Source organism: Candidatus Sphingomonas colombiensis (assembly GCA_029202845.1).
Classification (GTDB): Bacteria; Pseudomonadota; Alphaproteobacteria; order Sphingomonadales; family Sphingomonadaceae; genus Sphingomonas; species Sphingomonas colombiensis.
On record CP119315.1, the window covers coordinates 960,748 to 987,746 of the forward strand.

The 26,999-nt window shown below is 66.1% G+C and carries 22 protein-coding genes, 1 tRNA gene and 4 pseudogenes; 8 read left to right on the plus strand and 19 right to left on the minus strand.

Annotated elements, in window-relative coordinates; all coding sequences use genetic code 11:
* Window positions 1-4: 4 nt before the first annotated feature.
* Window positions 5-95: transfer RNA gene (locus tag P0Y64_04400), tRNA-Ser, on the minus strand.
* A gap of 99 nt (window positions 96-194) precedes the next feature.
* Between P0Y64_04400 and P0Y64_04405 the strand changes: the two genes are divergently transcribed.
* Window positions 195-1,187 carry a peptidylprolyl isomerase gene (locus P0Y64_04405; protein ID WEK44080.1) on the plus strand — a complete coding sequence of 331 codons (993 nt, stop codon included), beginning with the start codon at window positions 195-197 and terminating at the stop codon, window positions 1,185-1,187.
* A 158-nt stretch (window positions 1,188-1,345) separates the two neighbouring features.
* Here the strand turns inward: P0Y64_04405 and P0Y64_04410 are convergent, their stop codons facing one another.
* The 7 genes and pseudogenes from P0Y64_04410 to P0Y64_04440 form a co-directional block, all read right to left on the minus strand.
* Window positions 1,346-1,927: an ABC-type transport auxiliary lipoprotein family protein gene (locus tag P0Y64_04410; protein ID WEK44081.1), complete on the minus strand. Its 582-nt coding sequence runs from the start codon at window positions 1,925-1,927 to the stop codon at window positions 1,346-1,348.
* Between the two features lie 8 nt (window positions 1,928-1,935).
* Window positions 1,936-2,901, minus strand: coding sequence for an MlaD family protein (locus P0Y64_04415; protein WEK44082.1), 966 nt, complete (start codon window positions 2,899-2,901; stop codon window positions 1,936-1,938).
* The gene (locus P0Y64_04420; protein ID WEK44083.1) at window positions 2,901-3,710 is read right to left on the minus strand and encodes an ABC transporter ATP-binding protein; all 810 of its coding nucleotides are present in this window, start codon (window positions 3,708-3,710) and stop codon (window positions 2,901-2,903) included. The genes P0Y64_04415 and P0Y64_04420 overlap by 1 nt, the downstream gene beginning before the upstream one ends.
* Window positions 3,710-4,807 (minus strand): ABC transporter permease, encoded by a 1,098-nt coding sequence (locus P0Y64_04425; GenBank protein ID WEK44084.1) that lies wholly within the window; start codon window positions 4,805-4,807, stop codon window positions 3,710-3,712. The genes P0Y64_04420 and P0Y64_04425 overlap by 1 nt, the downstream gene beginning before the upstream one ends.
* A gap of 73 nt (window positions 4,808-4,880) precedes the next feature.
* A complete protein-coding gene (locus P0Y64_04430) occupies window positions 4,881-6,146 on the minus strand; it encodes a DUF445 domain-containing protein (protein ID WEK44085.1) in 1,266 nt (421 codons plus the stop codon).
* Window positions 6,147-6,282: 136 nt separating this feature from the next.
* Window positions 6,283-9,499, minus strand: a pseudogene (locus tag P0Y64_04435) (efflux RND transporter permease subunit).
* 8 nt (window positions 9,500-9,507) lie between these two features.
* A pseudogene (locus P0Y64_04440) lies at window positions 9,508-10,683 on the minus strand (efflux RND transporter periplasmic adaptor subunit).
* Between the two features lie 486 nt (window positions 10,684-11,169).
* Here P0Y64_04440 and P0Y64_04445 point away from each other — a divergent pair.
* A pseudogene (locus tag P0Y64_04445) lies at window positions 11,170-11,253 on the plus strand (hypothetical protein).
* A gap of 94 nt (window positions 11,254-11,347) precedes the next feature.
* Entirely contained in the window at window positions 11,348-11,695 is a 348-nt protein-coding gene (locus P0Y64_04450) for an SIMPL domain-containing protein (GenBank protein ID WEK44086.1), read from the plus strand.
* Window positions 11,696-11,847: 152 nt separating this feature from the next.
* On the opposite strand, the gene P0Y64_04455 is transcribed toward P0Y64_04450, so the two are convergent.
* The 3 genes from P0Y64_04455 to P0Y64_04465 all read right to left on the minus strand — a co-directional run bounded on the left by P0Y64_04455 (window position 11,848) and on the right by P0Y64_04465 (window position 12,991).
* The gene (locus tag P0Y64_04455) at window positions 11,848-12,105 is read right to left on the minus strand and encodes a GlsB/YeaQ/YmgE family stress response membrane protein (GenBank protein ID WEK44087.1); all 258 of its coding nucleotides are present in this window, start codon (window positions 12,103-12,105) and stop codon (window positions 11,848-11,850) included.
* Window positions 12,106-12,352: 247 nt separating this feature from the next.
* Complete coding sequence (locus tag P0Y64_04460) at window positions 12,353-12,652, minus strand: DUF1153 domain-containing protein (GenBank protein ID WEK44088.1); 300 nt, start codon at window positions 12,650-12,652, stop codon at window positions 12,353-12,355.
* A gap of 108 nt (window positions 12,653-12,760) precedes the next feature.
* Complete coding sequence (locus tag P0Y64_04465; GenBank protein ID WEK44089.1) at window positions 12,761-12,991, minus strand: hypothetical protein; 231 nt, start codon at window positions 12,989-12,991, stop codon at window positions 12,761-12,763.
* A 147-nt stretch (window positions 12,992-13,138) separates the two neighbouring features.
* Between P0Y64_04465 and mnmA the strand changes: the two are divergent.
* Window positions 13,139-14,306 (plus strand): annotated as a pseudogene (gene mnmA, locus P0Y64_04470) (tRNA 2-thiouridine(34) synthase MnmA).
* Here mnmA and P0Y64_04475 read toward each other — a convergent pair.
* The 4 genes from P0Y64_04475 to P0Y64_04490 form a co-directional block, all read right to left on the minus strand.
* Entirely contained in the window at window positions 14,260-15,804 is a 1,545-nt protein-coding gene (locus P0Y64_04475; protein ID WEK44090.1) for a DHA2 family efflux MFS transporter permease subunit, read from the minus strand. The pseudogene mnmA and the gene P0Y64_04475 overlap by 47 nt on opposite strands.
* A 47-nt stretch (window positions 15,805-15,851) precedes the next feature.
* A complete protein-coding gene (locus P0Y64_04480; GenBank protein WEK44961.1) occupies window positions 15,852-16,952 on the minus strand; it encodes an efflux RND transporter periplasmic adaptor subunit in 1,101 nt (366 codons plus the stop codon).
* Between the two features lie 89 nt (window positions 16,953-17,041).
* Window positions 17,042-18,451, minus strand: coding sequence for an efflux transporter outer membrane subunit (locus P0Y64_04485; protein ID WEK44091.1), 1,410 nt, complete (start codon window positions 18,449-18,451; stop codon window positions 17,042-17,044).
* A complete protein-coding gene (locus P0Y64_04490) occupies window positions 18,439-18,903 on the minus strand; it encodes a MarR family winged helix-turn-helix transcriptional regulator (protein ID WEK44092.1) in 465 nt (154 codons plus the stop codon). The genes P0Y64_04485 and P0Y64_04490 overlap by 13 nt, the downstream gene beginning before the upstream one ends.
* 117 nt (window positions 18,904-19,020) lie before the next feature.
* Here P0Y64_04490 and P0Y64_04495 point away from each other — a divergent pair, with 117 nt between their 5' ends.
* From P0Y64_04495 to P0Y64_04505, 3 genes are all read left to right on the plus strand, one after another.
* Window positions 19,021-21,855, plus strand: a complete 2,835-nt coding sequence (locus P0Y64_04495) for a pitrilysin family protein (protein ID WEK44962.1) — start codon at window positions 19,021-19,023, stop codon at window positions 21,853-21,855.
* The gene (locus P0Y64_04500) at window positions 21,845-22,141 is read left to right on the plus strand and encodes a hypothetical protein (protein WEK44093.1); all 297 of its coding nucleotides are present in this window, start codon (window positions 21,845-21,847) and stop codon (window positions 22,139-22,141) included. Before P0Y64_04495 ends, P0Y64_04500 begins: the two co-directional genes overlap by 11 nt.
* Window positions 22,142-22,223: 82 nt before the next feature.
* On the plus strand, window positions 22,224-22,910 hold the full coding sequence (locus P0Y64_04505; protein WEK44094.1) for a pentapeptide repeat-containing protein: 687 nt from the start codon (window positions 22,224-22,226) through the stop codon (window positions 22,908-22,910).
* 160 nt (window positions 22,911-23,070) lie between these two features.
* On the opposite strand, the gene P0Y64_04510 is transcribed toward P0Y64_04505, so the two are convergent.
* The 4 genes from P0Y64_04510 to gpmA are packed head-to-tail and all read right to left on the minus strand — an operon-like array spanning window position 23,071 to window position 26,194.
* Window positions 23,071-24,138, minus strand: coding sequence for a 5-(carboxyamino)imidazole ribonucleotide synthase (locus P0Y64_04510; GenBank protein ID WEK44095.1), 1,068 nt, complete (start codon window positions 24,136-24,138; stop codon window positions 23,071-23,073).
* Window positions 24,135-24,611: a 5-(carboxyamino)imidazole ribonucleotide mutase gene (gene purE, locus P0Y64_04515; GenBank protein ID WEK44096.1), complete on the minus strand. Its 477-nt coding sequence runs from the start codon at window positions 24,609-24,611 to the stop codon at window positions 24,135-24,137. The genes P0Y64_04510 and purE overlap by 4 nt, the downstream gene beginning before the upstream one ends.
* A 51-nt stretch (window positions 24,612-24,662) precedes the next feature.
* The gene (locus P0Y64_04520; GenBank protein ID WEK44097.1) at window positions 24,663-25,505 is read right to left on the minus strand and encodes a protein-L-isoaspartate(D-aspartate) O-methyltransferase; all 843 of its coding nucleotides are present in this window, start codon (window positions 25,503-25,505) and stop codon (window positions 24,663-24,665) included.
* Window positions 25,506-25,507: 2 nt separating this feature from the next.
* Entirely contained in the window at window positions 25,508-26,194 is a 687-nt protein-coding gene (gene gpmA / locus P0Y64_04525) for a 2,3-diphosphoglycerate-dependent phosphoglycerate mutase (GenBank protein WEK44098.1), read from the minus strand.
* 73 nt (window positions 26,195-26,267) lie between these two features.
* Between gpmA and P0Y64_04530 the strand changes: the two genes are divergently transcribed.
* On the plus strand, window positions 26,268-26,996 hold the full coding sequence (locus tag P0Y64_04530) for a dienelactone hydrolase family protein (protein WEK44099.1): 729 nt from the start codon (window positions 26,268-26,270) through the stop codon (window positions 26,994-26,996).
* Window positions 26,997-26,999: the final 3 nt, after the last annotated feature.

The window sequence follows — 26,999 nt, forward strand, 5'->3', positions numbered from 1 at the left end:
AATATGGCGGAGCGGGAGGGATTCGAACCCTCGATACGGTTTTGCCGTATACTCACTTTCCAGGCGAGCGCCTTCGACCACTCGGCCACCGCTCCGCATGCCTTGGAGGGCGACGCACTAGGGTGCCGCGGCGGGATACGCAAGCGTTGGTGTTCACGATTGCATGATGCGCGCAGCGGCGGCAGCATCGGCGCATGATTATCGACATGCTCGCACTGCTCAGCCTGCCCTTTACGCAAGCCGCCGCCGCAACGACCGGCGCGACATCGCATGAGCCAGCGGCCGCGCCGTCCGAAATTGTCGCGCGCGCGCCGGCGGCGGACTGGCGCGCGATCCCGGCGGACGAACTGGCGGTCCTCGAACTGGCTCCCGATGCCGCCGGCCATCCTCGCCGCATTGTCATCCAGTTGCTCCCCGCCCCCTTCTCGCAAGCGTGGATCGACAACATCCGGCGGCTCGCCCGCGCGCACTGGTGGGACGGAACCAGCGTCAACCGGGTGCAGGACAATTACGTCGCGCAATGGGGCGATGCGACCGAGAAGAAGCCGCTGCCTCCCGGCCTGTCGCCGATCCCGCAGAGCGATTACGTCGCCGATCTCGGCCGCACCTATCTCGACGGCGCGATCGTGCGCCAGGCGGGATCGCGCGACTTCGTGGGCCGCGTGGCGAGCAGCGGACGAGATGCCTATGCGCCGCTGACCTTCAACTGGCGGGGTTGGCCGATCGCGGGCGCGCGACAGGGCGCGGATGGCGTCGCCGCCGAAACCGTCGCCTGGCCGGTACATTGCTATGGCATGGTCGGCGTTGGGCGGAACATGCCGCCGGATACCGGCAATGGCGCGGAGCTCTATGCGGTGATCGGCCACGCACCGCGCCATCTCGATCGCAATATCGCGCTGGTCGGACGGGTGATAGAGGGCATCGAGCATCTCTCCGCCTTGCCGCGCGGGACGGAGGCGCTCGGCATGTATGCGACCGCCGCGGAGCGCGTGCCGATCATATCGCTGCGCCTCGCGAGCGAACTGCCCGGCGCGGAGCAGCCCCGTTTCGAATATCTCGCGACCGACAGCGCCAGCTTCGTTCGGTACGCGGACGCCCGCGCCAATCGTCGTGACGAGTTCTTCATCCAACCGGCGGGCGGCGCCGACATCTGCAACGTGCCGACGCCGATCAGACGCGTGAAATAGCGCCGGATGCCGATCGCCACTCCGTCAGGTTAAGCCGTGCCGGTTCGGACGCGCTCAACGGCCAGAATATCGAAAGGCCCCGCGAACCGCGCACCCCGACCGGATATCGGGACAGAGCTTAACGTCGCTCGTAACGGCGCGATCGCACCTCGCGCGGGTTATTTCCCGACCCAATCAGCGACCGCCGCCGCCACCTGGTTCGCGCCCTGATTGAGCGCACGCCCAGCCGATGCGGCGTCGATCGCCGCGATCGGCACGCGCGCCTCGAAGCGCTGCTTTTCCACCTTGCCGCCGTCGCCACGCACCAGCGCGGCATCGAAGGTGACGATCGCGCTGGACGAGGCCGCATCGATGCCGAAACTGCGCAACTCACCGCTCAGCCGCGCCCCCGGATCGCCGAACGACTGCGCCGCGCCGAGCACGACGCGGCCAGTGCGCGCCGCGACCGTATCGGAGAGCAGGCGCGCGAACAGCCGCTGCGGCGCCTCCACCCATTGCGCGTCCTTCACATAAGCGATCGAGGTCGGCGTGGACTGTACCGGCACGCGCGCGGTGGCGAGCGCCTGCGGCACCACCGGCACCTGAATGGTGATCGTCTTGGCGCTGGCGGCATCCTGTTCCTGCCCCGCCTTCATCTGCTCCGTCGCGGTGAGATCGAGCAACGAGGGCGGCGGCTTCGAGCCGAAGCTGACGCAGGCGGCAAGCGGCAGCACCGCCAGAAAAATCGCAAATCGCTTCATCGTCCGCCTCATTTGCCGGGCTTATAATCGGGGAGTTTCTGCTGGCCGAGCAACGAGCCCGCGCCATTGCGATCAACCTTCTCCGCGACCGAGGAAAGCGCCTGCGCCATATTGCGCAGATCGTGGACCAACTGTCCCACCTCTGGCACGGTCTGCTTGGAGAAGGCCTGCAGCCCCGGCCGCGCATCGCCGATCGCGGCGTTCAGCGTGTCCGCGCTCTGCTTCGCGGAGCGGATCGCGTCGTTGAGATTGGCCATCGCCGGCTTCACGTCATCGGCGAGCACGCCGTTGGTGGTTTGCGCGAGATTGCCGATCTTCTCCGCCGCGTCACCCGCCTGCTGCACCGCGATGCGCGTCTGCGCCAGCGTGGCGGCGATTTCCGGCCCCCGATCGGCGAGCGCACGGCTCAGCCGGTTGGTATTATCCAGAATGCCGGCGATCGAGGCCTGATTCTTGTCGGTGACGAGCCCGGTCAGCTTTTCGGTCAGCGTCGAGAGCCGTTCGAGCAATTGCGGTGCGGAATTGAGGATCGCGCCCAGCCCGCCGGTACGCGTCGGGATCACCGGCACGCCATAGGGGCATTGATTGGCGCCGTCGTTCGTCGGGCAGGTGATCGGAGGAGCGCCCTTCACCGCGCCATCGAGGCTGACCGTGCTGGTGCCAGTGAAGCTGCCCTGAATCGTCGCGGTGGTGCCTTGCAGCACGGGCGTATCGTCGTTCACGCTGATGCGGACGCGGACGAACTGGGGATCGTTCTTCGACAATTGAATCGATTTCACCTGCCCGGACGGCACGCCGGAATAGGTGACCGACGAGCCCTTCGCGAGCCCGTCCACCGATTGCTTGAAGAAGATGTCATATTCCTTCTCGGTCGCGCCGCCCAGACGCGCGATCCACACGGTGAACAACGCCAGCACCGCAAGCAGGATCAGCACGACCGATCCGACAAGGACATGGTTCGATCGGGTTTCCATCAGTCAGTCCCTGCCTTTTCGCGCGGCGCATGCGCTTCCTGCGTCGCCACCGCTGCGCGGCCACGCGGGCCGTTGAAATATTCCTGGATCCACGGATGATCCAGCGCCAACAGTTCCGGAATCGTGCCCACCGCGATCACCTTCTTGTCCGCCAGCACGGCGACACGATCGCAAATGGCGTAAAGCGTATCGAGATCGTGGGTGATCAGGAACACCGTGAGCCCCATGGTTTCCTGAAGCGAATGGGTAAGCTCGTCGAACGCCGCCGCGCCGATCGGATCGAGCCCGGCGGTCGGCTCGTCGAGGAACAGCAGTTCCGGGTCCATCGCCAGCGCGCGGGCCAGCCCGGCGCGTTTCCTCATGCCGCCGGAAAGCTCGGACGGGAATTTGGGGCCCGCGTCCGCCGGCAGCCCGGTCATCACCACCTTGTACGAGGCGATTTCATCGAGCAGCGCGAGATCGAGCTCGGGATAGAATTCGCGCAGCGGCACCTGCACATTCTCCGCCACCGTCAGCGTGGAGAATAATGCGCCACCTTGAAACAGCACGCCCCAGCGCTTGCGGATTTCCACCGCCTCTGTTTCGTCGCGGCCGATGGTCGGCTCGCCGAACACGGTGATCTCACCCTCGTCCGCCGGCTGAAGGCCGATGATCGCGCGCATCAGCACCGATTTGCCGGTGCCCGATCCGCCGACCACGCCAAGAATCTCACCGCGCCGAACGTCGAGGCTCAGATCCTCGTGAACGGTTTGCTCGCCGAAGCTCGTGCTCAGGCCGCGCACGCGGATGATGCAATCGTCCTCCGCCATCAGTTCCACCCCATGGAGGTGAAGAACACCGCGAAGAACGCGTCGAGCACGATCACCAGGAAGATCGCCTGCACCACCGCCGCCGTGGTGCGGTTGCCGACCTGTTCGGCGTCGCCTTCCACCTGCATCCCCTGAAAGCAGCCCGCCATGGCGATGATCGCGCCGAATACCGGCGCCTTGACCAGCCCGACGAACAGATCGGTGATCGGCACCACCTCACGCAGCCGCGCGATATAGGTGACAGGGGGGATGCCGAGGTTGATCCAGCACAGCAGGCCGCCCCCGATCATCGCCACCACCGACGCATAGAATCCGAGCAGCGGCATCAGCACGATCGCCGAAATCGTGCGCGGCAGCACCAGCGCCTCCATCGGGGAGACGCCGATCGTGCGCATCGCATCGATCTCCTCGGTCAGCTTCATCGTGCCGATCTGCGCGGCGAAGGCCGATCCCGATCGCCCGGCGACCATGATCGCGGTCATCAGCACGCCAAGCTCGCGCAACGTGATACGGCCGATCAGATTGACCGTCAGGACTTCGGCGCCGAACTGGCGGAGCTGCACCGCGCCCTGTTGCGCGATGACGATGCCGATCAGGAAGCTCATCAGCCCGATGATGCCGAGCGCGGAAACGCCGACCACCTCGAACATCTGCACCGTCGCATTGAAACGGAAACGGCGCGGATGGCGGATGACATTGCCGAGCGCGATCACCGTCGCGCCCAGGAAGCCGAGCAGCCCGATCAGCGTCTTGCCGGCCGTGGCGGTGGCGGCGCCGATCTCGCCCAGCACGCGGGTAAAGGGGCTGAGATAATCGGGTCGCATCGCGACCGGCTGATCCGCGCTTCCTACGTGCTCCAGCAGCCGCGCGTGTTCGGGGTCCAGCCCCTCGATCGCGGCATCGTGATCGCGCGCGAAACGGTGGACGATCCACGCGCCGATCGTGTCGATCCGCTCCACCTGCGACAGATCGACGCGGCGCACGCCGTCACCCAGCCCGCGCAACCGTTGCGGCAGATCGCCCAGCTTCGACAGCGAAAGATCGCCGGTGAAGCGCAGGATATCGCCATCCTCGCTGAAATCCGCCGCCGCGCCCATCACGGATACCCTTGCGGGAAAGCAGACGCTTCGGCAAGCCGGGGTGACGCCGGCGAAATGGGTAACCCGCTGATCATAAGGCGACGTCCACCGTGTGGATCACCAGCCCGACGAGGCCGCCGACCAATGTGCCGTTGATGCGGATGAATTGCAGATCCTTGCCCACCGCGTTTTCCAGCCGGCGCGTGATCGTCACCGCATCCCATCCACGCACCGTTTCCGACACCAGCCGCACGATCGAATCGCCATAATCCGCAGCTGTGCCGACCGCCGCGCGCCGGGCGAAGCGATTGAGCGTGCGTTGCAGCCCGACATCCTGTTGCAAGGTCTCGCCAAGCTGGCTCAGCGCCTCACGCAGCTTGCCGGCGAGCAGCGCATCGGGATCGCGCGCGATGCGCAACATCGCAGCGCGCGCCTGTTCCCACAGGCCGTTGATCCAGCCCTGCATCGCCGGATTTTCGAGCAGTTCGAGCTTCACCTGCTCGACGCGCGCGATCATCGCGGGATCGTGCTGGAGATCGCGGGCGAGCGTCACCAGCCCCTCCTCCGCCTTGCCGCGCAAGGGGTGATCGCGATCCTCGGCCATGTCGCTCAACATCTTGTGCAGGCCATCGATGATCTTGTTGGCCAGCGTCTCGTCCAGCCCCGTCCAGCGCATGATCGAGCCGGCGCGCTCATGCACCATCGCGCGGACGATCGGCTCGTTGGCTTCCAGCACCCGCCCGGCCCAGCGCACGATCCCGTCGAGCACCGGCATGTGGCGATCCTCGCTGATCGCGGCAGCCAGTGTGCGACCGAGCATCGGCGAGACCTCTATCGCGCGCACCTGCTGCACCATCGCGCCACGCACCATGCCGCCCAGCCGCTCCTGATCGAGCGCCTGAAGCACCTCCACCGCCAGCCGCGACAGCCCGCGCGTCAGCCGCGAGCTGCCTGCCTTGGGATCGGTGAGCCAGCGACCGGCGACATTGGCGAGATCCATCCGCTGCATCCGCCGCGCCACCACGCCGGGGATCAGGAAGTTATCGCGCAGGAACAACGCGAGCTGATCGCCGATGCGATCCTTGTTGCGCGGCACGATCGCGGTGTGCGGGATCGGCAGGCCGAGCGGATGGCGGAACAATGCCGTCACCGCGAACCAGTCCGCCAGCCCACCGACCATCGCCGCCTCCGCGAAAGCGCGAAGAAAGCCCCATGCCGGATGCGCCGGCTCCATCGTCCGCGCCAGCGCGAATGTCGCCGCCATCACGATCAGCATGCCGGTGGCGATCACGCGCATCCGCATCAGCCCGGCGGGTATTCTTTCGTGGGGCGGGCGCCGGCGGACGATCAGGTTCATTGCCGAAACAATCCCCAAGTCCCGGCTTTGTTCAAGTCCGCGCGGCGGAAAGGCATTTTCGGAAACCGGGACCGGCGCCTATTTCGCGCCGGTCGCTGCCGCCGGTCAGCGTTGTGCGCCACCGCCGCGCACGGCGTCATTCCGCCGGTTGCGAACCATCGTCCCCATAGCCTATCCGCCCATGCGGCACCGGCAGCGGACCGCCACCGGGCACATGATCGATCAACGTATGGCCGTCGTCACCGGGCCGATAGGTCAGCAGACGATGGCCCAGCCACGGGCCGATCCGCCGCTCGATGCCGATCGCGAGGCTGAACGAAGCTGGCACGATCAGCAGCGTCAGCAGCGTGGAAAGCGTCAGGCCGCCGATCACCACCACACCCATCGGCGCGCGCCACGATGCGTCGCCCGCAAGCGACAGCGCGGTCGGCACCATGCCCGCGACCATCGCCACCGTGGTCATCACGATCGGCTGGGCACGCTTGTGGCCGGCATCCATGATCGCCTGATGGATCGGCACGCCTTTGGTGATTTCCTCCAGCGCGAAATCGATCAGCAGGATCGAGTTCTTGGCCACGATGCCGAGCAGCATCAGCAGCCCGATGAACACCGGCAGCGATAACGGATTGCCCGTGACGAGCAGCGCCAGCAGCCCGCCAAGCGGCGCCAGCATCAGCGACCCCATGTTGACCAGCGGCGGCAGCAGCCGGCGATAGAGCAACACCAGCACGGAGAAGATCAGGAACACGCCGGCGATGACCGCGAGCACGAAATTGACCAGCATCTCACTCTGCCATTTCGCCTGGCCAACGCTCATCCGCTGGATGCCGAGCGGGAGATTTTTCATCTCCGGCAATACGTTGACCCGCTTCATCGCGTCGCTCAGCACGAGGCCAGGCGCAAGATCCGCGCCGATCGTGAGCTGGCGCTGCTGGTTCAGGCGATTGATCTTGGTCGGGCCGGAGCCGAAGCCGATATCCGCCACCAGCGACAGCGGCACCGATCCGCCGCTCTGCGTCTGCACCGGCAGGTTCTGGATCGTCGACAATTCGGTTCGCGCCGATTGCGCGAGCACGACGCGGATCGGAACCTGACGATCCGAGAGCGAGAATTTCGCGCTGTTCTGATCGATATCGCCCAGCGTCGCGATGCGGATCGCATTGGACAACGCGCTGGTCGTCACGCCGAGGTTCGCCGCGAGATCGAGCCGGGGACGGATGACGACTTCGGGGCGATTGAGATCGCCCGCGATGCGCGGCGCAACCAGCCCCGGAACATGCGTCATCGCCGCGACAAGCTGGTTCGCCGTCTTGCGCAACAATACCGGATCGTCACCGCCGAGCGTGATCGACACGTCGCGATTATTGTCGCCCCAGCCGAATTGCGACGCGAAATTGACCCGTGCATCCGGGATTTTCGCCAGCTCTGGCGCAAGGCTGCGCTCGAACTGGGTCGAGGTCATCGACTTCTTTTCCTTGAACACCGCACTTATCCGCGCGGAGCCCACCTGCGTGCGGCTATAGACGCTGCGCACATCGGGCTGCTTGCGCAGCAGCGCGACGACCTTGTCGACGGTTTGCCGCGTCTGCGCCAGGGTCGTGCCGGGCGGCATGGTGACGGTGACGGCAGAGCGCTCGGAATCGTTTGCCGGCTGGAATTGCATCGGCAACATTCCGAAGCACAGGATCGTCAGCACGAACGCGACGGCGCCAATGCCCATCACCCATATGCGATGGTCTCGGAAATAGCCCGTTACGCGCCGCAGGCCGCCCTGTGCGCGGATCGCGGGCGCACGCCCCACATCCAGCGTCCAGCGCAACACGCTCATGTAGATATCCATGAGCCGGCCCTCGCCGTGCTCGGCGTGACCGAAGGATTTCAGGAAATAGGCGGCGATCATCGGCGTGATGAGCCGCGCCACCGCAAGGCTCATCAACACCGCGACCACCACGGTGAGGCCGAAATTCTTGAAGAACTGCCCGGAGACACCCGGCATCAGGCCGACTGGCAGGAACACCGCGACGATCGCCATCGTCGTCGCCAGCACGGCGAGGCCGATCTCGTCAGCGGCGTCGATCGACGCCTGATACGCCGTCTTCCCCATGCGCATATGGCGCACAATATTCTCGATTTCGACGATCGCGTCGTCGACCAGCACGCCCGCGACGAGGCTCAGCGCAAGCAGCGTCATGCTGTTGAGCGTGAAGCCCATCATGTCCATGAACCAGAATGCGGGGATCGCCGAAAGCGGGATCGCCAGCGCCGAAATCACGGTGGCGCGCGCATCGCGCAGGAACAGGAAGACGATGAAGACCGCGAGCACCGCGCCCTCGATCATCGCATGGATCGCGCTCTTATATTGTTCCAGCGCATATTTTGAGCCGTCGTAGCGCAGCTCGAAATGGACGTTGGGATTGCGCTTTTCCAACGCCTCCAGCTTCTTCGTCGCCTCGCGGAAGACGGTGACGTCGGAATAGCCCTTGGCGCGCTTGAAATCGAAGCTCAGCACCGGGCGCCCATCCACCGCGGCGGACGAGCGCTGCTCGGCATAAAGATCGCGCACGGTCGCCACGTCGGACAGTTTCACCGTCCGCCCGTCGCCCACCGTGATCTGCGTTTCCCCCAATTGATAGGCATCACGCGCATTGCCGAGCACGCGCAGCGACTGTTCCGCGCCGGCAATCTCCGAACGGCCACCGGCGGCGTTGAGGTTCACCTGCCGCAGCTGCTGGTTGATCTGGATCGCGGTGAGCCCGAACGCGCTGAGCTTCGCCGGATCGAGAATCACCCGGATCTCACGATCAACGCCGCCGTTACGCTCAACCTTGCCCATGCCGGGCACGGACATCAGCTCCTTGGCGACCGTATTGTCGATATACCAGGAAAGCTGCTCGATCGTCATGTCGGTGGAGATGGCGGAATAGCTGCCGACATCGTTGTCGTTGACTTTGACGCGGCTGACCTGCGGTTCGAGAATGCCCTCGGGCAGGTTCGAACGGATCTGCACGACCGCGTCGCGCACCTCATTCACCGCGCGATCGATCGGCGTACCGATGTCGAGCTGGACGATCGTGGTCGAGCTGCCCTCGCTGACGAACGACTGGATCTCGTCGATCCCCTCGACCGAGCGCACCGCCGCCTCGACCCGCTGCGTCACCTGCGTCTCGAGCTCGCTCGGCGCCGCGCCCGGCTGGGTGATCTCCACCGCCACCGCCGGGAAATTCGATATCCGGGTCCTGGTTGATGTCCATGCGGACGAAGCTGACGATGCCGGCCACCGTCAGCATGACGAACAGCACGATCGACGGAACCGGGTTCCGGATCGACCAGGCAGAGATGTTGCGGAAGCTCATGGCGCCGATCAGCCCTCGGTCTTGCCCAATACCGGCGCGACCTTCTGTCCGGGATTGAGGAACGCGCCCGCCGATCGCACTCACCCGCTCATTGCCGTTCAGGCCGTCGGCAATGGCGACGTTGCGGTCCGTAACGGTGCCGAGACGCACATCGCGCCGCGCCACTTTATTGTCCGCCCCGACGATATAGACGAAATTGCCGCGATCGTCGCTCATGATCGCGGATTGCGGCAATTGCGGCTCGCTGCTGGTGCCGCCGACCAGCTTCACCCCGAGGCGAAGCCGCCGGGGCGCAACGCCGGATCATAAGCAAGCTGGACGCGCACGATGCCCTGCCGCGTCTTGGGATCGATCACCGGCGCGACCTGCCACACCTTGCCCGCAAAGGAGCGCGTCTCGCCCACCGGGATAACGGTGGCGCTGTCGCCGACACGCATGTTGGCGAGATCGCTCTCGGCGAGCAGCGCCTGCATCTCCATTTCGCCGCTCTTCGCCATGCGGAACAGTGTGCCCGAGCCGGAACTGATGATCTGCCCCGGTTCGACCTGACGGGTGAGGATCAGGCCGGGCTCAGGCGCACGGATATCGAGCCGGCGGTTGCGCGCGCCCTGTTCGGCCACGGCGGCACGCGCCACCTTCAGCCGCGCGGCGGCGGCATCGCGGGTGGCAATGCGGCGCTGGACATCGGCCTGACTGATGAAACCACGCCCGACGAGCTGCTGCGCGCGATCAAGCTCCTGCTGCGCGAGCACCAGATCGGATTGCGCGACGCCGATCTGCGCCTCAAGGCTGGCGGCGGTCTGCACCTGCACCGAGCGATCGACGACCGCGAGCACCTGCCCGGCGGAAACCCACTGCCCCGGCTCGACCAGCACGCGCGTCACCATGCCGCCCTCGCCCGCGACGCCGATCGGCATATCGCGCTTCGCAGCAAGCGAGCCGGTGGCGTTGACCACGCGCCCGACGGGCACATTGCCCGGAACGATCACCGTCACGTTCGGCGCCTGATCGGCCACCGAGGTATGCGCGGGGGCTTCCTGACGGGAATAGACATAGCCGCTCACGGCCACAGCGACGGCGATCAGCGCGACAATCACGATCCAGCGCCGACGGCGGCGCGCATCACGCGCCGGCCCCTCGATCGCCAGCGGCTCTCCCTCCAGACTGCCGGATTCGTAATTCATTCGATCCACTTTCCCGTCCCGGCGTTACCGGCGCCCCTGATTGTTCTGGCGCTGTATTAGAGGAATAAATCACTCCTCTCAAGAGGCGCTATTTACAACCGCATATGTTTAAACGGGTGTGACATTCCTATCGCGCTCCGTTCATGTTCGGTTGATCGCCGACCTGCCACAGCCTCGCCGCAGCAACAGACTCACGGGAGCATCGAACTTTATGCGTTTCCTCGTTACCCTCGCCCGCCGCGGCCACCGCTGCTGCCACCGCCGTGCCGCGCACTCGCCGACCTACCGCGATCCTCCCGATGGCACCACGCTGGACATCACGGCGACCTGGCAAGGTCTACGCGCACGCCGGATATCGCCACGATCCGCGCCGGCGTCGTTACACAGGCACCGTCCGCCGCAGCCGCGCTTTCGCGAAAATGCCGACGCGGATGGCGCGGGTGATCCAGGCGCTGAAAGGCCGCCGGCATCGCCGAACGCGATATCATGACGAGCAACGTCGGCCTGTCGCCGCAATATCGCTATCAGCAGAACGAAGCGCCGGTGATCACCGGCTATCAGGCGAACAACACCGTATCGGTGAAGTTCCGCGAGATCGCCAAGAGCGGCGCGGCGCTGGATGCGCTGGTGAAAGCCGGGCGCGAATCAGATCGACGGCCCCTCGATGTCGGTCGACAAGCCCGAAGCCGCGCTCGACGAGGCGCGCGGCGATGCGGTGACGCACCGCGCGGGCACCCGCGCCGAGCTTTACGCCAGGGCCGCCGGGCTGCGCGTCGTCCGCATCCTCTCGATCAACGAAAATGGCGAGAATGGCGGCGGCATCGCCGCGCCCGCCGGTCGCGTATGTGCGCGCCGCGAAAGCGGATATGGCCGAAACCCCGATCGTCGCCGGCGCGACCGAATTGTCGGTGACGCTGGGGGTGCGGTTTCTGCTGCAATACGGCGAAGCCCCCCAGCCCGCGATCCCCGTCAATCCCAGCGCAAGCTGGGATCGCAGGCCGTCAGGCGATAGCCTCGCGGCGCGAAACCCCGGCTTTCGCTGGGGTGACGGCGGCCGGCTGGAGCGACGCGAGGGAATGACCGCCGAGCGGTCAAAAGCATACGGCCGCCCGGTCAGCTCGGGCGGCCGTTCTGCTTCTACCTCCCGATCAGTCGAGTTGCCGGTCAGCGCACCGAGCCGCGGCGAACGAGGTTGACGATCGCCAGCAGGATCACCGCGCCAAGCAGCGAGACCAGGAACGACGTGACCGTCAGGGGCGCGCTGTTGATCGAGCCGCCCGACAGGATCATGCCGCCGATGAACGCGCCGACAATGCCCACGACGACGTTGAGGAAAATCCCCTGCTGCGCATCGGTGCGCATGATGATGCTGGCCAGCCAGCCAATAACCCCGCCGATGATAAGCCAAAGAATAATACCCATGACACTTCTCCCCTGCGGTCACCCGGCGTCTCCGGGCCGCGTGCATTGCGATAAATGTCGAGGGCCGTTTTTGTTCCGATCGCGTAACCGGAGTCGGTCTGGCTGGGGAGCAGCGCTGATCGCGCAAAATTAAAATGGCGCCGGCCTACGTCCTCCGCCCTTCCCGCTGTCTGTCCGATACGGGAAAGGTAGAGCCGGATACCGGCGCCGCTCTCGCCGGATCCGGGCAGGCCGGATCCGGGAAGCCTCAATATTTCTGCTGGCGCTCGTACAGCGTTTTATAATGCTGGATACGCGTCACACGCAGACCCGGCATCCCCGAGCGATCGATCGCGCGCTGCCAGCCGGCAAATTCCTCGACCGTCAGGCCGTAACGTTCGCAAACTTCATCCACCGTAAGTAAGCCACCGTTCACCGCAGCGACCACTTCGGCCTTCCGCCGCACCACCCAGCGGGTCGTGCTGACAGGCGGCAGAGACTCCAGCGTAAGCGGCTCACCAAGCGGCCCGATAACCCGTGCAGGGCGAATTTTCTGGTTTTCTATCATAACTTTAACTTTCGGTTCGGGGCGGGGGGCCCCCTCTCCAATCACGACGCCCAATGCTTAGCTGGCAGGCTGTTGAGCGCCGCCTAAGCGTCACGGTAAACAACGCCTTCACTCTTCTTTCCATTCGACAAGCGCGCGGGCGGTCGCCCCGTTGAACGCGCCGTCAACCGGTGCGAAGCGCCTCCCCACCGCCGGCCGATACGTCATCTGCGCATGCGCGATCGCAGTCGGTGACGCTGCCTGTCGCGCCGCGACCCGCACCATCAACACGCCCAGATCGACAGGCAGCAGGACAGCCGTATCGGCGTGCCTGTCGAACCTGGCGAAACTCAAATCCATTGCGACCCTTTTCGATTTTCGCACCTATCGTGGAGCGTTGGGTCGTTTTTACGCGGCGTTGCTAAAGGTCCCGTAAAGCCGGCGGCAACGGTTCGTTCACCAAGGTTACTTTGCGTGGCGGCGCGCTCTCCTGTATCGGCGCCGATAATGAATCAGGCGGATTTTCAACTCGGCGAAAACCTGGCCGGCAAGCGTATCGTCGTCGCCATGTCGGGCGGAGTCGACAGCTCGGTCGTGGCGGCGCTCGCCCATGCGACGGGGGCGGAGACGATCGGCGTCACGCTCCAGCTCTATGATCACGGCGAAGCGGTGGGGCGCACCGGCTCGTGCTGCGCCGGGCGCGATATCCGCGATGCGCGCGCGGTGTGCGATCGGCTGGGCATCGCGCATTATGTATTCGATCACGAATCGCGCTTCCGCGAGACGGTGGTGGACAAATTCGCCGACGAATATCTCGCCGGGCGCACCCCGATCCCCTGCGTCCAGTGCAACATGGGGCCGAAATTCACCGATCTGTTCGCGCTCGCCCGCGATCTCGGGGCGGATTGCCTCGCGACCGGCCATTATGTGCGCCGCGCGATCGGCGCGGACGGGCCGGAACTGCATCGCGGCCTCGATCCGGCGCGCGACCAAAGCTATTTCCTGTTCGCGACCACGCTGGCGCAGCTCGATTTCCTGCGCTTCCCGCTCGGCGCGCTACCCAAGACGCGGGTGCGGGAAATCGCCGCCGAACTGGGCCTTGCCGTCGCTGCCAAGCCTGACAGTCAGGATATCTGCTTCGTCCCCGATCGCGATTATGCCGGGCCTCGTCCGCAAGCTTCGGCCCGAGGCGGATACCGCGGGCGAGATTGTCGATCTCGACGGGCGTACGCTTGGGCAGCATCGCGGCATCATTCATTTCACCGTCGGCCAGCGGCGCGGGCTGGAGATCGGTGGCGCGCCGGAGCCGCTCTATGTCGTGCGCGTCGATGCGGCGGAGAAAAAGGTGGTGGTGGGCCCACGCGCCGCGCTCGCGGTTGGCGCCGCGCGGCTGGAGGGGATCAATCCGCTCGGCGCGTTCGATCGCCCGTTGACCGCCAAGGTACGCTCGATGGCGAAGCCGGTGCCGGCGCGGATCATCGGTGACCGGTTGATATTCGACTCACCCGAATATGGCGTGGCGCCGGGACAGGCGGCGGTGCTTTATGATGGCGACCGGGTGCTCGGCGGCGGCTGGATCGCCGCCACGGAACCGGCGGCGGATCGCGGCGTAACGCCCGCGCCGGTTTTCAGTCCGCCGCGATCGGCCCGTCATGCGCCTCTGGGCGCCGCGTGAACCATACGATGACGACCAGCGCCACCGAAAGCCACGCGGACAACCGGAACAGATCGGTCGAGGCGAGCAGATAGGCCTGCCCCACCATCTGCCGCGTCACCACGGCAGCGCCCTGCGTCGCGTCCAGACCGAGCCGTTGCAGCCCCTCCAGCGCCATCTGATAGGGCGCCTTCGCGCCAACCGCCTCCGCCAGCCGCGCCTGATGCAGCGCCTCGCGCCGATCCCATGCGGTAGTGATCATCGACGCCGCAAACGCACCCGCGACGATCCGCGCGAAATTGGAGATGCCGGTCGCCGAGGGAATCTTCTCCGGCGGGATGCGATCGAGCGAGATCGTCACCATCGACAGGAAGAAGGTCGCCATCGACACCCCCTGCACCAGCAGCGGGATGGTATAATCCCAGAAGCTCGCCGTCGTCGTATAGCCCGATCGCATCCAGTAGCTCACCGCGAAGCCGACGAAAGCCACGGTCGCCAGAATGCGCGCGTCGATCTTGCCCGCCATCCGCGCCGCGAATGGAGTGAGCAGCACTGCCACCATCCCGCTCGGCGCCGCGACCAGGCCGGCCCATGTCGCGGTATAGCCAAGCTGCGTCTGCATCCACAGCGGCAGGATCAGGATGTTGGCGAAGAACACCGCGTAACCGAGACAGAAGGCGATCGTGCCGATCGCGAAGTTGCGATTGGCGAACAGCGACAGATCCACCGTCGGATTGGCATCCGTCAGTTCCCAGATCAGCCAAGCGACGAACGTGATTACGGCGATCACCCCCAGCACAACGATCGTCGGATCGCTGAACCAATCGGCGTTCTTGCCGAGATCGAGCATGATCTGCATCGCACCGACCCACACCACCAGCAGGATCAGCCCGATCGTGTCGATCGGCATCTTGGTGGTGGGCGTCTCGCGATCGCGGAGATTGAACCAGCAGATCGAGGCCGCGAAAATCCCGAATGGCACGTTGATCAGGAAGATCCACGCCCAATGGTAATTATCCGAGATATACCCGCCCAGAATCGGCCCCATGATCGGCGCGACCAGCGTCGTCATCGACCAGATGCCGAGCGCGGTGGCGCGCTTTTCGGGCGGGAAGATCGAGATCAACAGCGCCTGACTTCCCGGCATCATCGGCCCGGAAACAGCACCTTGCAGCACGCGGAACGCGATCAGCGACTGCAGGCTCCACGCCATGCCGCACAGGAACGACGATGCGGTGAACAGCAATAGCGTGACGCAGAAGGTACGCACCACGCCGAAGCGCCGCATCAGCCATCCCGTCAGCGGGACGGAAATGCCGTTAGCGACGGCGAAGGCCGTGACGATCCACGTCGAATTGTCGCTCGACACGCCGAGATTGCCCGCGATCGTCGGCAACGAGACGTTCGCGATCGTGCTGTCGAGCACCATCATGAACGTGCCGAGCGCCAGCGCAATCGCGACGAGCGCACGCCGCCCGCCCTCCAGCGGGCGGGGCTGCGATGGCGCGGCGCTAGCCATGATGCCGGTTCCTTTCCGTCGCTGTCGCGCCGCGCGGCGTCATCGCCTCAGCGGTTCGCGGCGATGATCTGGCGGATGCGCGCTTCGACCGCCGGATCGCTGGCATCGGTCGCCACGTCGCCCTGATAGGGTGATGCCGCGGGCTGCGCGAGCTTCGCGCCCGAGTGATCGGCGGTATCGACCGTGGCCTTCACCGACAGGCCGACGCGCAGCGGATTCTTGTCCAGCTCCTTCGGATCGAGCGCGATGCGCACCGGCACGCGCTGGACGATCTTGATCCAATTGCCGCTGGCATTCTGCGGCGGCAGCAGCGCGAAAGCGTTGCCGCTGCCCGCGCCCAACCCGACGACACGGCCGTGATAGACGACCTTCCCGCCATACATATCCGACACCACCTTCGCGGGCTGGCCGATGCGCAGATCGCGGAGCTGCGTTTCACGGAGATTGGCATCGACCCACAAGCGATGGAGCGGGACGATCGCCATCAGCGGCGCACCGGCCTGTATCTGCTGACCGACCTGCACGGTGCGCTGCGCCACGACGCCGTCGATCGGCGCGACGACATGCATATGGCTGCGGATGATCGCGGCGCGGCGATAGGCCGCGATCGCCGCCATCACCGCCGGATTATTGTTCACATCGGTGCCGGCAACCGTGCTCTGCGCCTGCGCTTCCTGCGCTCGAGCAAGATTGAGCGTCGCGGTGGCGACCTTCACCGCATCCGCAGCGTGGCTCAGTTCCTCGCCGGAGATCGCGCCGGCGCCGGCAGCGGCCTTGCGGCGCCCGTAATCCGCCTGCGCCGCCGATAGCTGCGCCTGTGCCTGAATCACCGCCGCGCCGCTCGCGCCGACCTTCGAGAAGTCCGCACGCGTCGCGCGCACCGCACGGGCCAGCTCGGCCTCTGCAGACGCGAGGTTCACGTCAGCCGTCGCCGGATCGAGATCGATCAGCGGCTGACCGGCCTTCACCGCCTGCGTGTTATCCGCGTGGAGCGACACCACCGTGCCGCCGTCGCGCGCGGTGATCGCCACCACGTCGCCCGCGACATAAGCATCGTCGGTCTCTTCCTCCGGTGGCGCGAGCAGCACGCCGAAGATGAACCACGCCAGCCCGGCAAACACCACGATCACTGCGAGGATGGTCAGCATCCGCTTGCGCGCAACGGGTTTGCCGCCCTCGGGCGCGACGACGGGAGCGGGCGGGGCGCTGTCGGAGGATGCGGGAGTCTCTGCGTCGGTCATTGCTGAGTGTCCTGGGAAGGATCGAAACCGCCACCAAGCGCCTGCGCGAGCTGGGCGCGCGCGGCGAGCGCGTCGATGGCGAGATTGGTCTGAGCGAGCTGCGCGTCGAGCAGCCGTACGTCGGTGTCGATCAGATCGAGCCGCGACGCGAGCCCGCTCGACATGCGGATGCCGTTGAGCCGCGCGGTTTCGGCATAGCCGCGCACCACGTCGCCCTGTTTCACCCGCTCGGCATCGGCGGCGTGGATCTTCGCCACCGCGTCCGCCGCCTCGCGCACCGCGCCGACCACCTTGCCGTTATAATCGGCGATGGCGAGGTCCAGCCCCGCGGTGGCGCCGGCGAGATCGGCCTTCAATCGGCCATTGTCGAAGATCGGCAGATGGATCGCGCCGCCACCACCCGCGACCCCGGAATTGGTGTCGAACAAATTGCCGAGGCCAACCGCCTGCAAGCCGGCCAGCGCCGACAAATTGACGTTGGGATAGAAAGCGCGCCGCGCGACCTGTCGCCCAGCCGCCGCCGCCGCGATCCGCGCCTGCGCCGCCGCGATATCGGCGCGACGCGCGAGCAGATCGGCGGGGATCGTCGCGGGCAATGGCAGCGCGGTATCGGCGGCTATGCTGGTCGCGCCGATCGTCGCGGGATAGTCCGCGCCGCGCCCGGCCAGCGCCGCCAGCGCGTTCACCGCCAGCGCGCGCGCGGCATGCGCACGGGTCAGCGCGAGTTCGGCCTGTGCGAGCAATGTATTCGCCGCCTCGCGATCGAGCTTACTGGCGAGATTGCTGCGAATCCGCACGTCGATCAGTTTCAGCGACTGCCCCCGCGCCGCGATAGTGCGCTCTGCCAGCGCAGCCTGCCGCTCGGCACGCACCACCTCGAGATAGGTCGAGACGATCGCGCCTTGCAGCATCAGCCGCGCCGCCGCCGCATCCAGCGCCGCCGCCTGAGTCGAGGCGCGCGCACCCGCGATCGCGGCTTTCTGTCGCCCGAACAGATCGAGATTCCACTCCAGCCCGGCCTGCACCGTGCCGAGGAAACGCACCGTCCCGCCAAAAGGCGGCGGATAGATATAGGTGCCGGACAGGCGCTGCGCCGTGCCGTTCGCGTCGAACGACACGTTCGGCCCGTCCTCCGCGCGGCGCGAGGCAAGCGCAGACTGCGCCTGACGCACGCGCGCGGCGGCCGCGTCGAGCGTCGGATTCCCCGCCAGCGCCTCAGTCACGATGCGATCGAGCTGCCCCTCCCCCAGCGCGCGCCACCATTGCGCGTCGACCGTCGGCGCACTCGCCCCGACCAGCCCCAGATCGGCGGGCGCCTTGGCGTTAACCGCCGGGCGCGTATCGGGCGGGGTGCAGCCCGCCAGCGCTACGCCGGCCAGCAGCGTCATCGTCGTCAGGCGTCGCATGGACCGGCCTTCTCCATCGATGTCATCAATCGCCGCAGCACCGTCAGCAACGCCGTGACATCCGTTTCGCTCCAATCCGCGAGCCAGTGATTCCAGCACGCAAGCACCTTGCGGCGACCGCGCATCGCGACTTCATAACCTTCCGTCGTCAGCGCGAGGCGGACGATGCGGCGATCGTCCTCCGCGCGCGTCCGCTCCACCCAGCCGCGCTCTTCCAGCGAGTCGATCAATCGCGTCATCGCGCCTTTATCGTGCGCCAGATGACGGGCGAGATCCGCGCAAGTGTCGGCGAAATGGAAATGCAGCGAAACCATCGCCATCCACTGGGTGGCGGTCAGCCCTTCGTCCGCCAGCACCTGTTCCAGCCCGGCGATGCTCATCTGGTTGATCAGCCGCACGAGATAGCCCGGCGACGAATCAGGAATGAAATTCGATTCGTTGAACGGTCCCATTTCATTGCTTTGGCAATCATTGCTTTGGCAGTCAATTGCCTTTCGCATCCGCTTTACGCCGCCCTGCGCCTCGCCTAGCCTCGCGGGACCGTCGTCAGGAGTTTCCGCTTGCGTTTCATGCCCCTCACCGGCGCCGCCATGGCCTTGGCACTCGCCGCCCCCGCCGCCTTCGCTCAGGCGGACGCTGGCAAGGCCGCCCCGGTTTCGCAGCTCGTCCAGGCGATCGACATTCCGTATCAGCAATTCACGCTGAAGAACGGGCTGCGCGTGGTCGTCCACACCGATCGCAAGGCGCCGGTGGTCGCGGTGAGCGTGTGGTATGATGTCGGATCGAAGCACGAACCGAAGGGCAAATCGGGCTTCGCGCATCTGTTCGAGCATCTGATGTTCAACGGCAGCGAGAATGCGCCGGGCGATTTCTTCGAGCCGCTGAAACAGGTCGGCGCGACCGATCTCAACGGCACGACCTATTTCGATCGCACCAACTATTTCGAGACGGTGCCACGATCGGCGCTGGACCGCGCGTTGTTCCTCGAAAGCGACCGGATGGGCTGGCTGACCGGCGCGATCACGCAAAACGTGCTCGATACGCAGCGCGGCGTCGTCCAGAACGAGAAGCGGCAGGGCGATAACCGCCCCTATGGCCTCGTCCGCTACAAATTGACCGAGGGGCTGTTCCCCGCGGACAATCCCTATGGCCACACCACGATCGGATCGATGGCCGATCTCGACGCGGCGAGCCTTGCCGATGTGAAGGGCTGGTTCCGCGATCATTACGGGCCGAACAACGCCGTGCTCGTCCTTGCCGGCGATATCGATGTCGCCACCGCCAGGCCGCTGGTGGAGAAATATTTCGGCGCAATCCCCGCCGGCCCGAAGAACCTGCCGCCGAAGGTTGATATCCCCACCCTCCCCGCCGCCCGATCGGAGGTGATCAAGGATCGCGTCGCGGCGCCGTTGGTAATCAAGGCGTGGGCGGTGCCCGGTCTCAACGATGCGGATTCCGTGCCCCTCGACGTGGCGGCGGCGGTGCTTGGCGGCCTTGCCAGTTCGCGGCTCCAGAATGTGCTGGTGAAGCAGGAGAAGCTCGCGGTCGACGTCGGCGCGGATTCGGATGCCTTCGCGCAGGTCGGCATGTTCACCGTCAACGCGATCGCCCGCGCGGGCGTCGATCCCGCCGTGGTGGCGAAGCGGCTGGACGAGATCGTCAACGATCTGGCCAAGAACGGCCCGACCGCCGATGAGGTGCAGCGCGTGCTGACCACCGCCGTTTCGCGACGCATCGGCGGGCTCGAAGCAGTGGGCGGCTTCGGCGGCAAGGCGGTCGCGCTGGCCGAGGGCGAACTCTATTCGGACAATCCGGGCTTCTATAAAAAGCAGCTCGCGGCGCTCGCCGCGCAAACGCCCGAAACGGTCCGCGCCGCCGCGCGCAAATGGCTTGAGCGCCCCGCCTATACGCTGACCGTATTGCCCGGCGAGCGCGAACATTATGCCGAAGCGGAGGCCAAGGCCCCCGCGCCGGCCAAGGCGACGTCGGCGCCTGCGCCCAAGGGCACGCGCGGCCCGATCCCGCCGGCCGGCGCGGTCGCCGATCTCGCCTTCCCCAAGGTGGAGCGCGCGCGGCTCGCGAACGGCATCGAGCTGATCTACGTCAACCGCACCACCGTGCCCGTAACGCGCGGCGTGCTGAGCTTCGACGCCGGCACCGCCGCCGACGTGGCGGACAAGCTCGGCACGCAGGCGCTGACGCTGGCGATGATCGACGAAGGGACGAGCAAGTTCGATTCGATCAAGCTGGCGGAGGCGAAGGAACGGCTCGGCCTCGATATCTACACCGGATCGTCGGCCGATCGCACGACGCTCAGCTTCCGCGCGCCCAGCGCCAATCTCGCGTCGGCGGCGGCGCTATGGGCGGATATCGCACGCACCCCCGCCTTCCCCGAAAGCGAGCTGCCGCGCGTCAAAAGCCAGCTTCTCGCCGGCATCGCGCAGGAACTGACCGATCCCGCCGGCCTCACCAGCCGCGTGCTGCCCCCGATCGTTTATGGCGCGGGCAATCCCTATGCGAAAGCGCGCGGGAGCGGCGATGCCAAGGCGGTGGAGGGGCTCAATCGTGCCGATCTCCTCAACTTCCGCAGCGCGTGGCTGCGCCCGGACAAGGCGAAGATCTTCGTCGTCAGCGATCGCCCGCTGGCCGAGGTGAAGGCAGTGCTCGAACAATCGTTCGGCGATTGGCGGATGCCGGGCAAAAGCGGCGAGAAGCTGTTCCGTGAGGATCGCAGCCTGCCCGCCCCGCGCATCATCCTGATCGACCGGCCGGATTCACCGCAATCTTTGATTTCCGGCGGATTGCGCACGTCGCTGCGCGGCACCGACGATCTGTTGCCCGCGATCACCGCCAATGATGCGCTGGGCGGCGATTTCCTCGGCCGGCTCAACATGGATCTGCGCGAGGACAAGCATTGGTCCTACGGCGTATCGGGCAATTTCGTCCGCAACGCCTTTGCCGCGCCTTATGTCGTCCGCGCGCCGGTGCAGGCGGACAAGACCGGGGCATCGATCGCCGCGCTGCGCGACGACATGGCCGCCTTCGTCACCACCAAGCCGCTGACGCAGACCGAGTTCGATCGCGCGATCGCGGACGCGACTCGCTCGCTCGCCGGCAATTTCGAAACGTCCAGCGCCGTGCTGGGCGCGATGCAGGCGAACGACCTGTTCCACCGCCCCGACGATTATTATGCGACGATCACCCAGAAATATCGCGCGCTCACCCGCGACGAGCTGGACGCTACGGCAAGGCGGGTGATCGATCCCAAGCGCTTCGTCTGGGTGGTGGTCGGCGATGCGAAGGTGGTGCGTCCGCAGCTTGACTCGATCGGCCTGCCGGTGGACGTCATTACCGCTGCGTCCATCGCGGACGCGAACAAGCAGGAGAGCGCCAATGGCCGTTGATGGCACCTACGACGTCACCGTGAAATCGCCGCTGGGCGATCAGAAGACGACCCTTACCGTCAAGAGCGACGGCGCGACCTTCACCGGCACTGCCGCCGGGGCGATGGGCTCGTCCGACGTGAATGGCGAGGTAGATGGCAACACGCTCACCTGGAAGCAGCAGATGACCGTGCCGATGCCGATGACGCTGGACATGAAGGCGACGATCGACGGCGACACGCTGACCGGCACCGTCGGCGCCGGCGCTTTCGGCTCCTTCCCGATGAACGGCACGCGGACGGCCTGAACGGCCGATCACAGTGACTTTACAGCGGCCGCGCCGGCAATCTCCGGCGCGGCCGTTTCGTTGATGGCGGTGCATCAAGCCGATGGACGATCTGTTTGCCGATCATGTAGTGCGCGGCCAGCGACTGACGCGGGCGGATATCGAGCGGCTGCCGCGCGTGCCCCAGCATCTGATCGATTGCGATCTTGAGGAAGCGGATCTGTCGCGGCTCGATCTGTCGCGCTGGACGTTCGAGCAATGCAATCTGCGCCGGGCGGATTTCGGCCGCGTGGTCGCCGAAGCCACAGTGTGGAAATCCTGTCGCGGCGCTTTCGCCGGCTTCACCGGCAGCGATCTGAGCGAAGCCGCCTTCGTCGCGTGCGATTTCAACAACGCCAGTTTCAAACAAGCGACGCTTGAATCCGCGCGCTTCGCCCGATGCAAGCTGACCGGGGCAGACCTCCATGGCATCAAGGCGATCACGATCGATTTCGACGAAACGCTGCTGATCAATGCCAAGCTGCTCGGCCATTCATTCCGTAAGGCGCACCTCAAGCGGGTCGATTTCTCGCAGGCCGATCTGCGGAAATGCGATTTCCGCCAGGCCACGTTTGAGGAATGCAGCCTGCGCGAGGCCAATCTCGCCGAGGCGCGATTCGACGGGGCGGATCTGCGCGGCGCGGATCTGGGCGGGGTGCGGCTGATCGATGCAACGCCGTTTCGCGGCGCTACCATCTCACGCGATCAGGCGGGGCAATTACTGAGCGAACTCGGCCTCAACGTCCGCTAGCCACCGCACGATATCGTTCAGGGCGGATCGACATTCAGGAGTTGATGGAGCGAAAACGGTGGTTTTTCGTGACCCGGCATGCAGCGGACTAAAGGTCCGTGAGCACCGGAAACGCGGAAAGCCGCCATTTGCAGCCCACCAGAACTGAATGCCGGCTGCCCTAGCGCTTCAGCCGGGTGACATGCCCCATCTTGCGCCCGGGCCGCGCCTCGCGCTTGCCATAAAGGTGCAGGTGCGCGTTCGGCTCGGCGAGCAATTCCGGCCAGCGTTCCCACGCATCGCCGATCAGATTTTCCATCTCGATGTGCGGTGCGGTCAGTGCGGTATCGCCCAGCGGCAGGCCACAGATCGCGCGGATATGGTTTTCGAATTGCGAGGTGGTCGCGCCCTCGATCGTCCAATGCCCGGAATTATGCACGCGCGGCGCCATTTCGTTGAACACCGGCCCATCGGTGGTGGCGAAGAACTCGCAGGTCAACACGCCGATATGGCCCAACGTTTCCGCGATCCGCCCGGTCAGCGCCGCCGCCTCGGTCCATTGCGCCGCGATTTCCGCCGGCGCGGGCAAGGTCGAGCGCGCGAGAATCGCATTTTCGTGCACGTTCCACGGCGGCGGATAGCTCACCATCGCGCCATCCTGCCCGCGCACCAACACGATCGAAAATTCGTGGCTGAAAGTGACGAACGCCTCCAGCACCGCCGGACCGCCGATCGCCTCCCACGCGGCATCGGCGTCGGCCGGGGCATGTAGCCGCGCCTGCCCCTTGCCATCATAGCCCATCCGCGTCGTCTTCAGCACGGCGGGCGTGCCGACACTGGCGATCGCCACGTCGAGCTCCGCCCGGCTGTTGACCGGCGCCCATTTCGCCGGGCGCCCGCCAAGCTTCTCGACGAAGCTCTTTTCCGCAATGCGATCCTGCGCGACGCGCAGCGATGCTGGCGAGGGATGCACCGCGACCTTCTCCGCCAGCCATTCGACCGGCTCGACCGCGATATTTTCGAATTCGTAGGTCACCACGTCGCATTGCTCGGCGAAATCGGCCAGCACGACGCGATTGTGATAATCGGCACGGATCAGCGAGGAAGCGGTCTGCGCGGCGACACTCTCCCGGTCCGGCGCCAGCACATCGACGCGATAGCCCAGTTCGGCCGCGGCGGTCGCCAGCATCCGCCCGAGCTGGCCGCCGCCAAGGATGCCGATGGTCGAGCCGGGAGGGAGGATCGTCATTGCGGCGCGTCCGCCACACTGTCGGTCTGCGCCGCACGCCATGCCTTGAGCCGCGCCTCCAGCGCCGGATCGCCGAGCGCGAGGATCGCGGCGGCGAGCAGCCCCGCATTGGTCGCGCCGGGCTTGCCGATCGCCAGCGTGCCGACCGGAATACCGCCCGGCATCTGCACGATCGAGAGCAGGCTATCCATGCCCTTCAGCGCCTTGGATTCCACCGGCACGCCCAGCACCGGAAGGTGCGTCATCGATGCCGCCATGCCCGGCAAATGCGCCGCGCCGCCCGCGCCCGCGATGATCACACGGATGCCGCGATCCGCCGCGCCTGTCGCATAATCATACAGCCGTTGCGGCGTGCGATGCGCGGAAACCACCCGCGTTTCGTGTGCGACGCCCAAAGCGTCCAGCACATCGGCTGCGTGCCGCATCGTCTCCCAGTCGGAGGTCGAGCCCATGATGATACCAACGTGCGCCATCAAAAGCGGTTAGCGGGCACGGCGCGCAAGGGCAATGCCCCGATTGCAGGTTCAGCGCGCACCGTCTTTGGCGGGCACGAACATCGGCGCCACCACCGGCGCCGCGAAGCAGTTGGGAATGGAGGGATCATACACCCCGCCGCGCAGATGCTCATCGCGGGCGCCTTCCCCCGTCAGCGGCACGAACATCGTCCACCCAAGCGAGCAACGCGTCGTCGTATCCGGCCCGGTTTTGGTGACGACCAGCAATTGCTCGCTCGCCCAGGTGGCGCCGACCGGCATCACCAGCCGCCCGCCCGGCTTGAGCTGATCGAGCAGCGGCTGCGGCACCTTGTCGCTGCCCGCCGCGGCGATGATCGCGTCGAACGGCGCACGCGCCGCCCAGCCCGCGAAGCCATCGCCGCTGCGTACCTCGACATTGCCATATCCGAGCTTCGCCAGCCGCTCGCGCGCGGTCGCGGCCAGATCGGGCATGATCTCGATCGACGCGACATGATCGGCGAGCCGCGCCAGCACCGCCGCCTGATAGCCCGAGCCGGTGCCAACATCGAGCACATTGGCGTGCGGCGGCAACGCGGCGGCGGCGGTCATCACCGCGACGATCGACGGGGCGGAGATCGTCTGCCCGTCGCCGATCGGCTGCGAAAGATCGGCCAGCGCCTGCTTGCGTTCGGCCGCTGGGACGAACGCTTCGCGCGGGACTTGCTCCATCACCGCAAGCACGCGGGCGAGTTCGGCATTGTCCGCGTCTGGCGAGGCGCGATGCACCGATGCCTTGATCCCCGCGACCATCGCCTTGCGCGCGCCGTCTTGCGATCGAGCAAAGATGGGCGCGGCGGCGATCAGCGCGCCAAGCACCGCCGCCCAGGCGAACCGGCCGGCGCGCACCGTCACGCTTAGCGCTCGCTCAGATAATAACGGTCGGTCGCATTCAGTGCGTCGTCCAGTTCATAGACGATCGGTTGGCCGGTCGGGATTTCGAGGCTGGTGATCTCATCATCGGGAATGTTGCTGAGATGCTTGACCAGCGCACGCAGCGAATTGCCGTGCGCGGAGATCAGCACGCGCTGTCCGTCGCGCAGCGCCGGGGCGATCCGTGCCTCCCAATAAGGCAGCACGCGCGCGATCGTGTCCTTCAGGCTTTCGGTCGCGGGCACCGGGATGCCGGCGTAGCGCCGATCATTGCTCAGATCATATTGGCTGCCCGCGTCGAGCGGCGGCGGCGGCACATCGAAGCTGCGGCGCCAGATATGCACCTGTGCGTCGCCGTGCTTCGCGGCGGTCTCCGCCTTGTCGAGCCCGGTGAGCCCGCCATAGTGGCGCTCGTTCAGCCGCCAGTCCTTCTCCGTCGGCAGCCACAGCCGGCCCATCGCCTCCAGCGCGAGGTTCAGCGTCTTGATCGCGCGCGTCTGAAGCGAGGTGAAGGTCATGTCGAAATCGAGGCCCTTGGCGGCCATCAATTGGCCGGCGGCACGCGCTTCGGCGGCGCCTTTCTCGGTCACGTCGACGTCCCACCAGCCGGTGAAGCGGTTTTCAAGGTTCCACGACGACTGGCCGTGGCGGATCAAGACGAGGCGGGGCATTGGCTCTCCTTGCGGTACAGGCGAGGCGTCTGTAGCGGCTACAGCTTATCCGGCAACCTTTGGGAGAGATGCGATGGCGATCGTCCGGCAAACGATGGTGTATGATGGCCCCGGCGGCCCGTTCGAGGGCGTGATCGCCTATGAAGACGAGGTGGAGACGCCGCGCCCCGGCGTGCTCGTCATCCCCAATGTGCTCGGCCAGAAGGAGAGCGACAGCGTCAACGCGGAGAATCTCGCCAAGCTCGGCTATGTCGGCTTCGTCTGCGACGTTTTCGGGCAGGGCCGGCGCAAGACGCGCGAATCAGACAATGTCGCCGAATATATGAACGAGCTGAACGCCGATCGTGCGCTGCTGCGCGATCGCCTGATCGCGTCGCTCGATGTGCTCAAGGGCTTTGGCCATGTCGATCCGGCGAAGACGGCGGCGGTCGGCTATTGCTTTGGGGGCAAGTGCGCGCTCGATATGGCGCGCGCCGGGCTGGATGTTCTCGGCGCGGTGAGCTTCCACGGTGTCTATGACCGGCCGGACTATGCCAACGCCACCCCGATCGCGGCCAAGCTGCTGGTGTGCCATGGCTGGGACGATCCGATCGCTCCACCCGAAGCGGTCACCGCGCTGGGCAAGGAACTGACCGACAGCGGCGCGGATTGGCAAATTCACGCTTATGGCAATGCCGGCCACGCCTTCACCGACATCGAGCTGAAGGGCAAACAGACCCCGCCCGGAATCGCTTATGAAGAGCGTGCCGATCGCCGGAGCTGGAAGGCGATGCAGGACTTCCTCGCCGAACTGTTCATCTGAGCC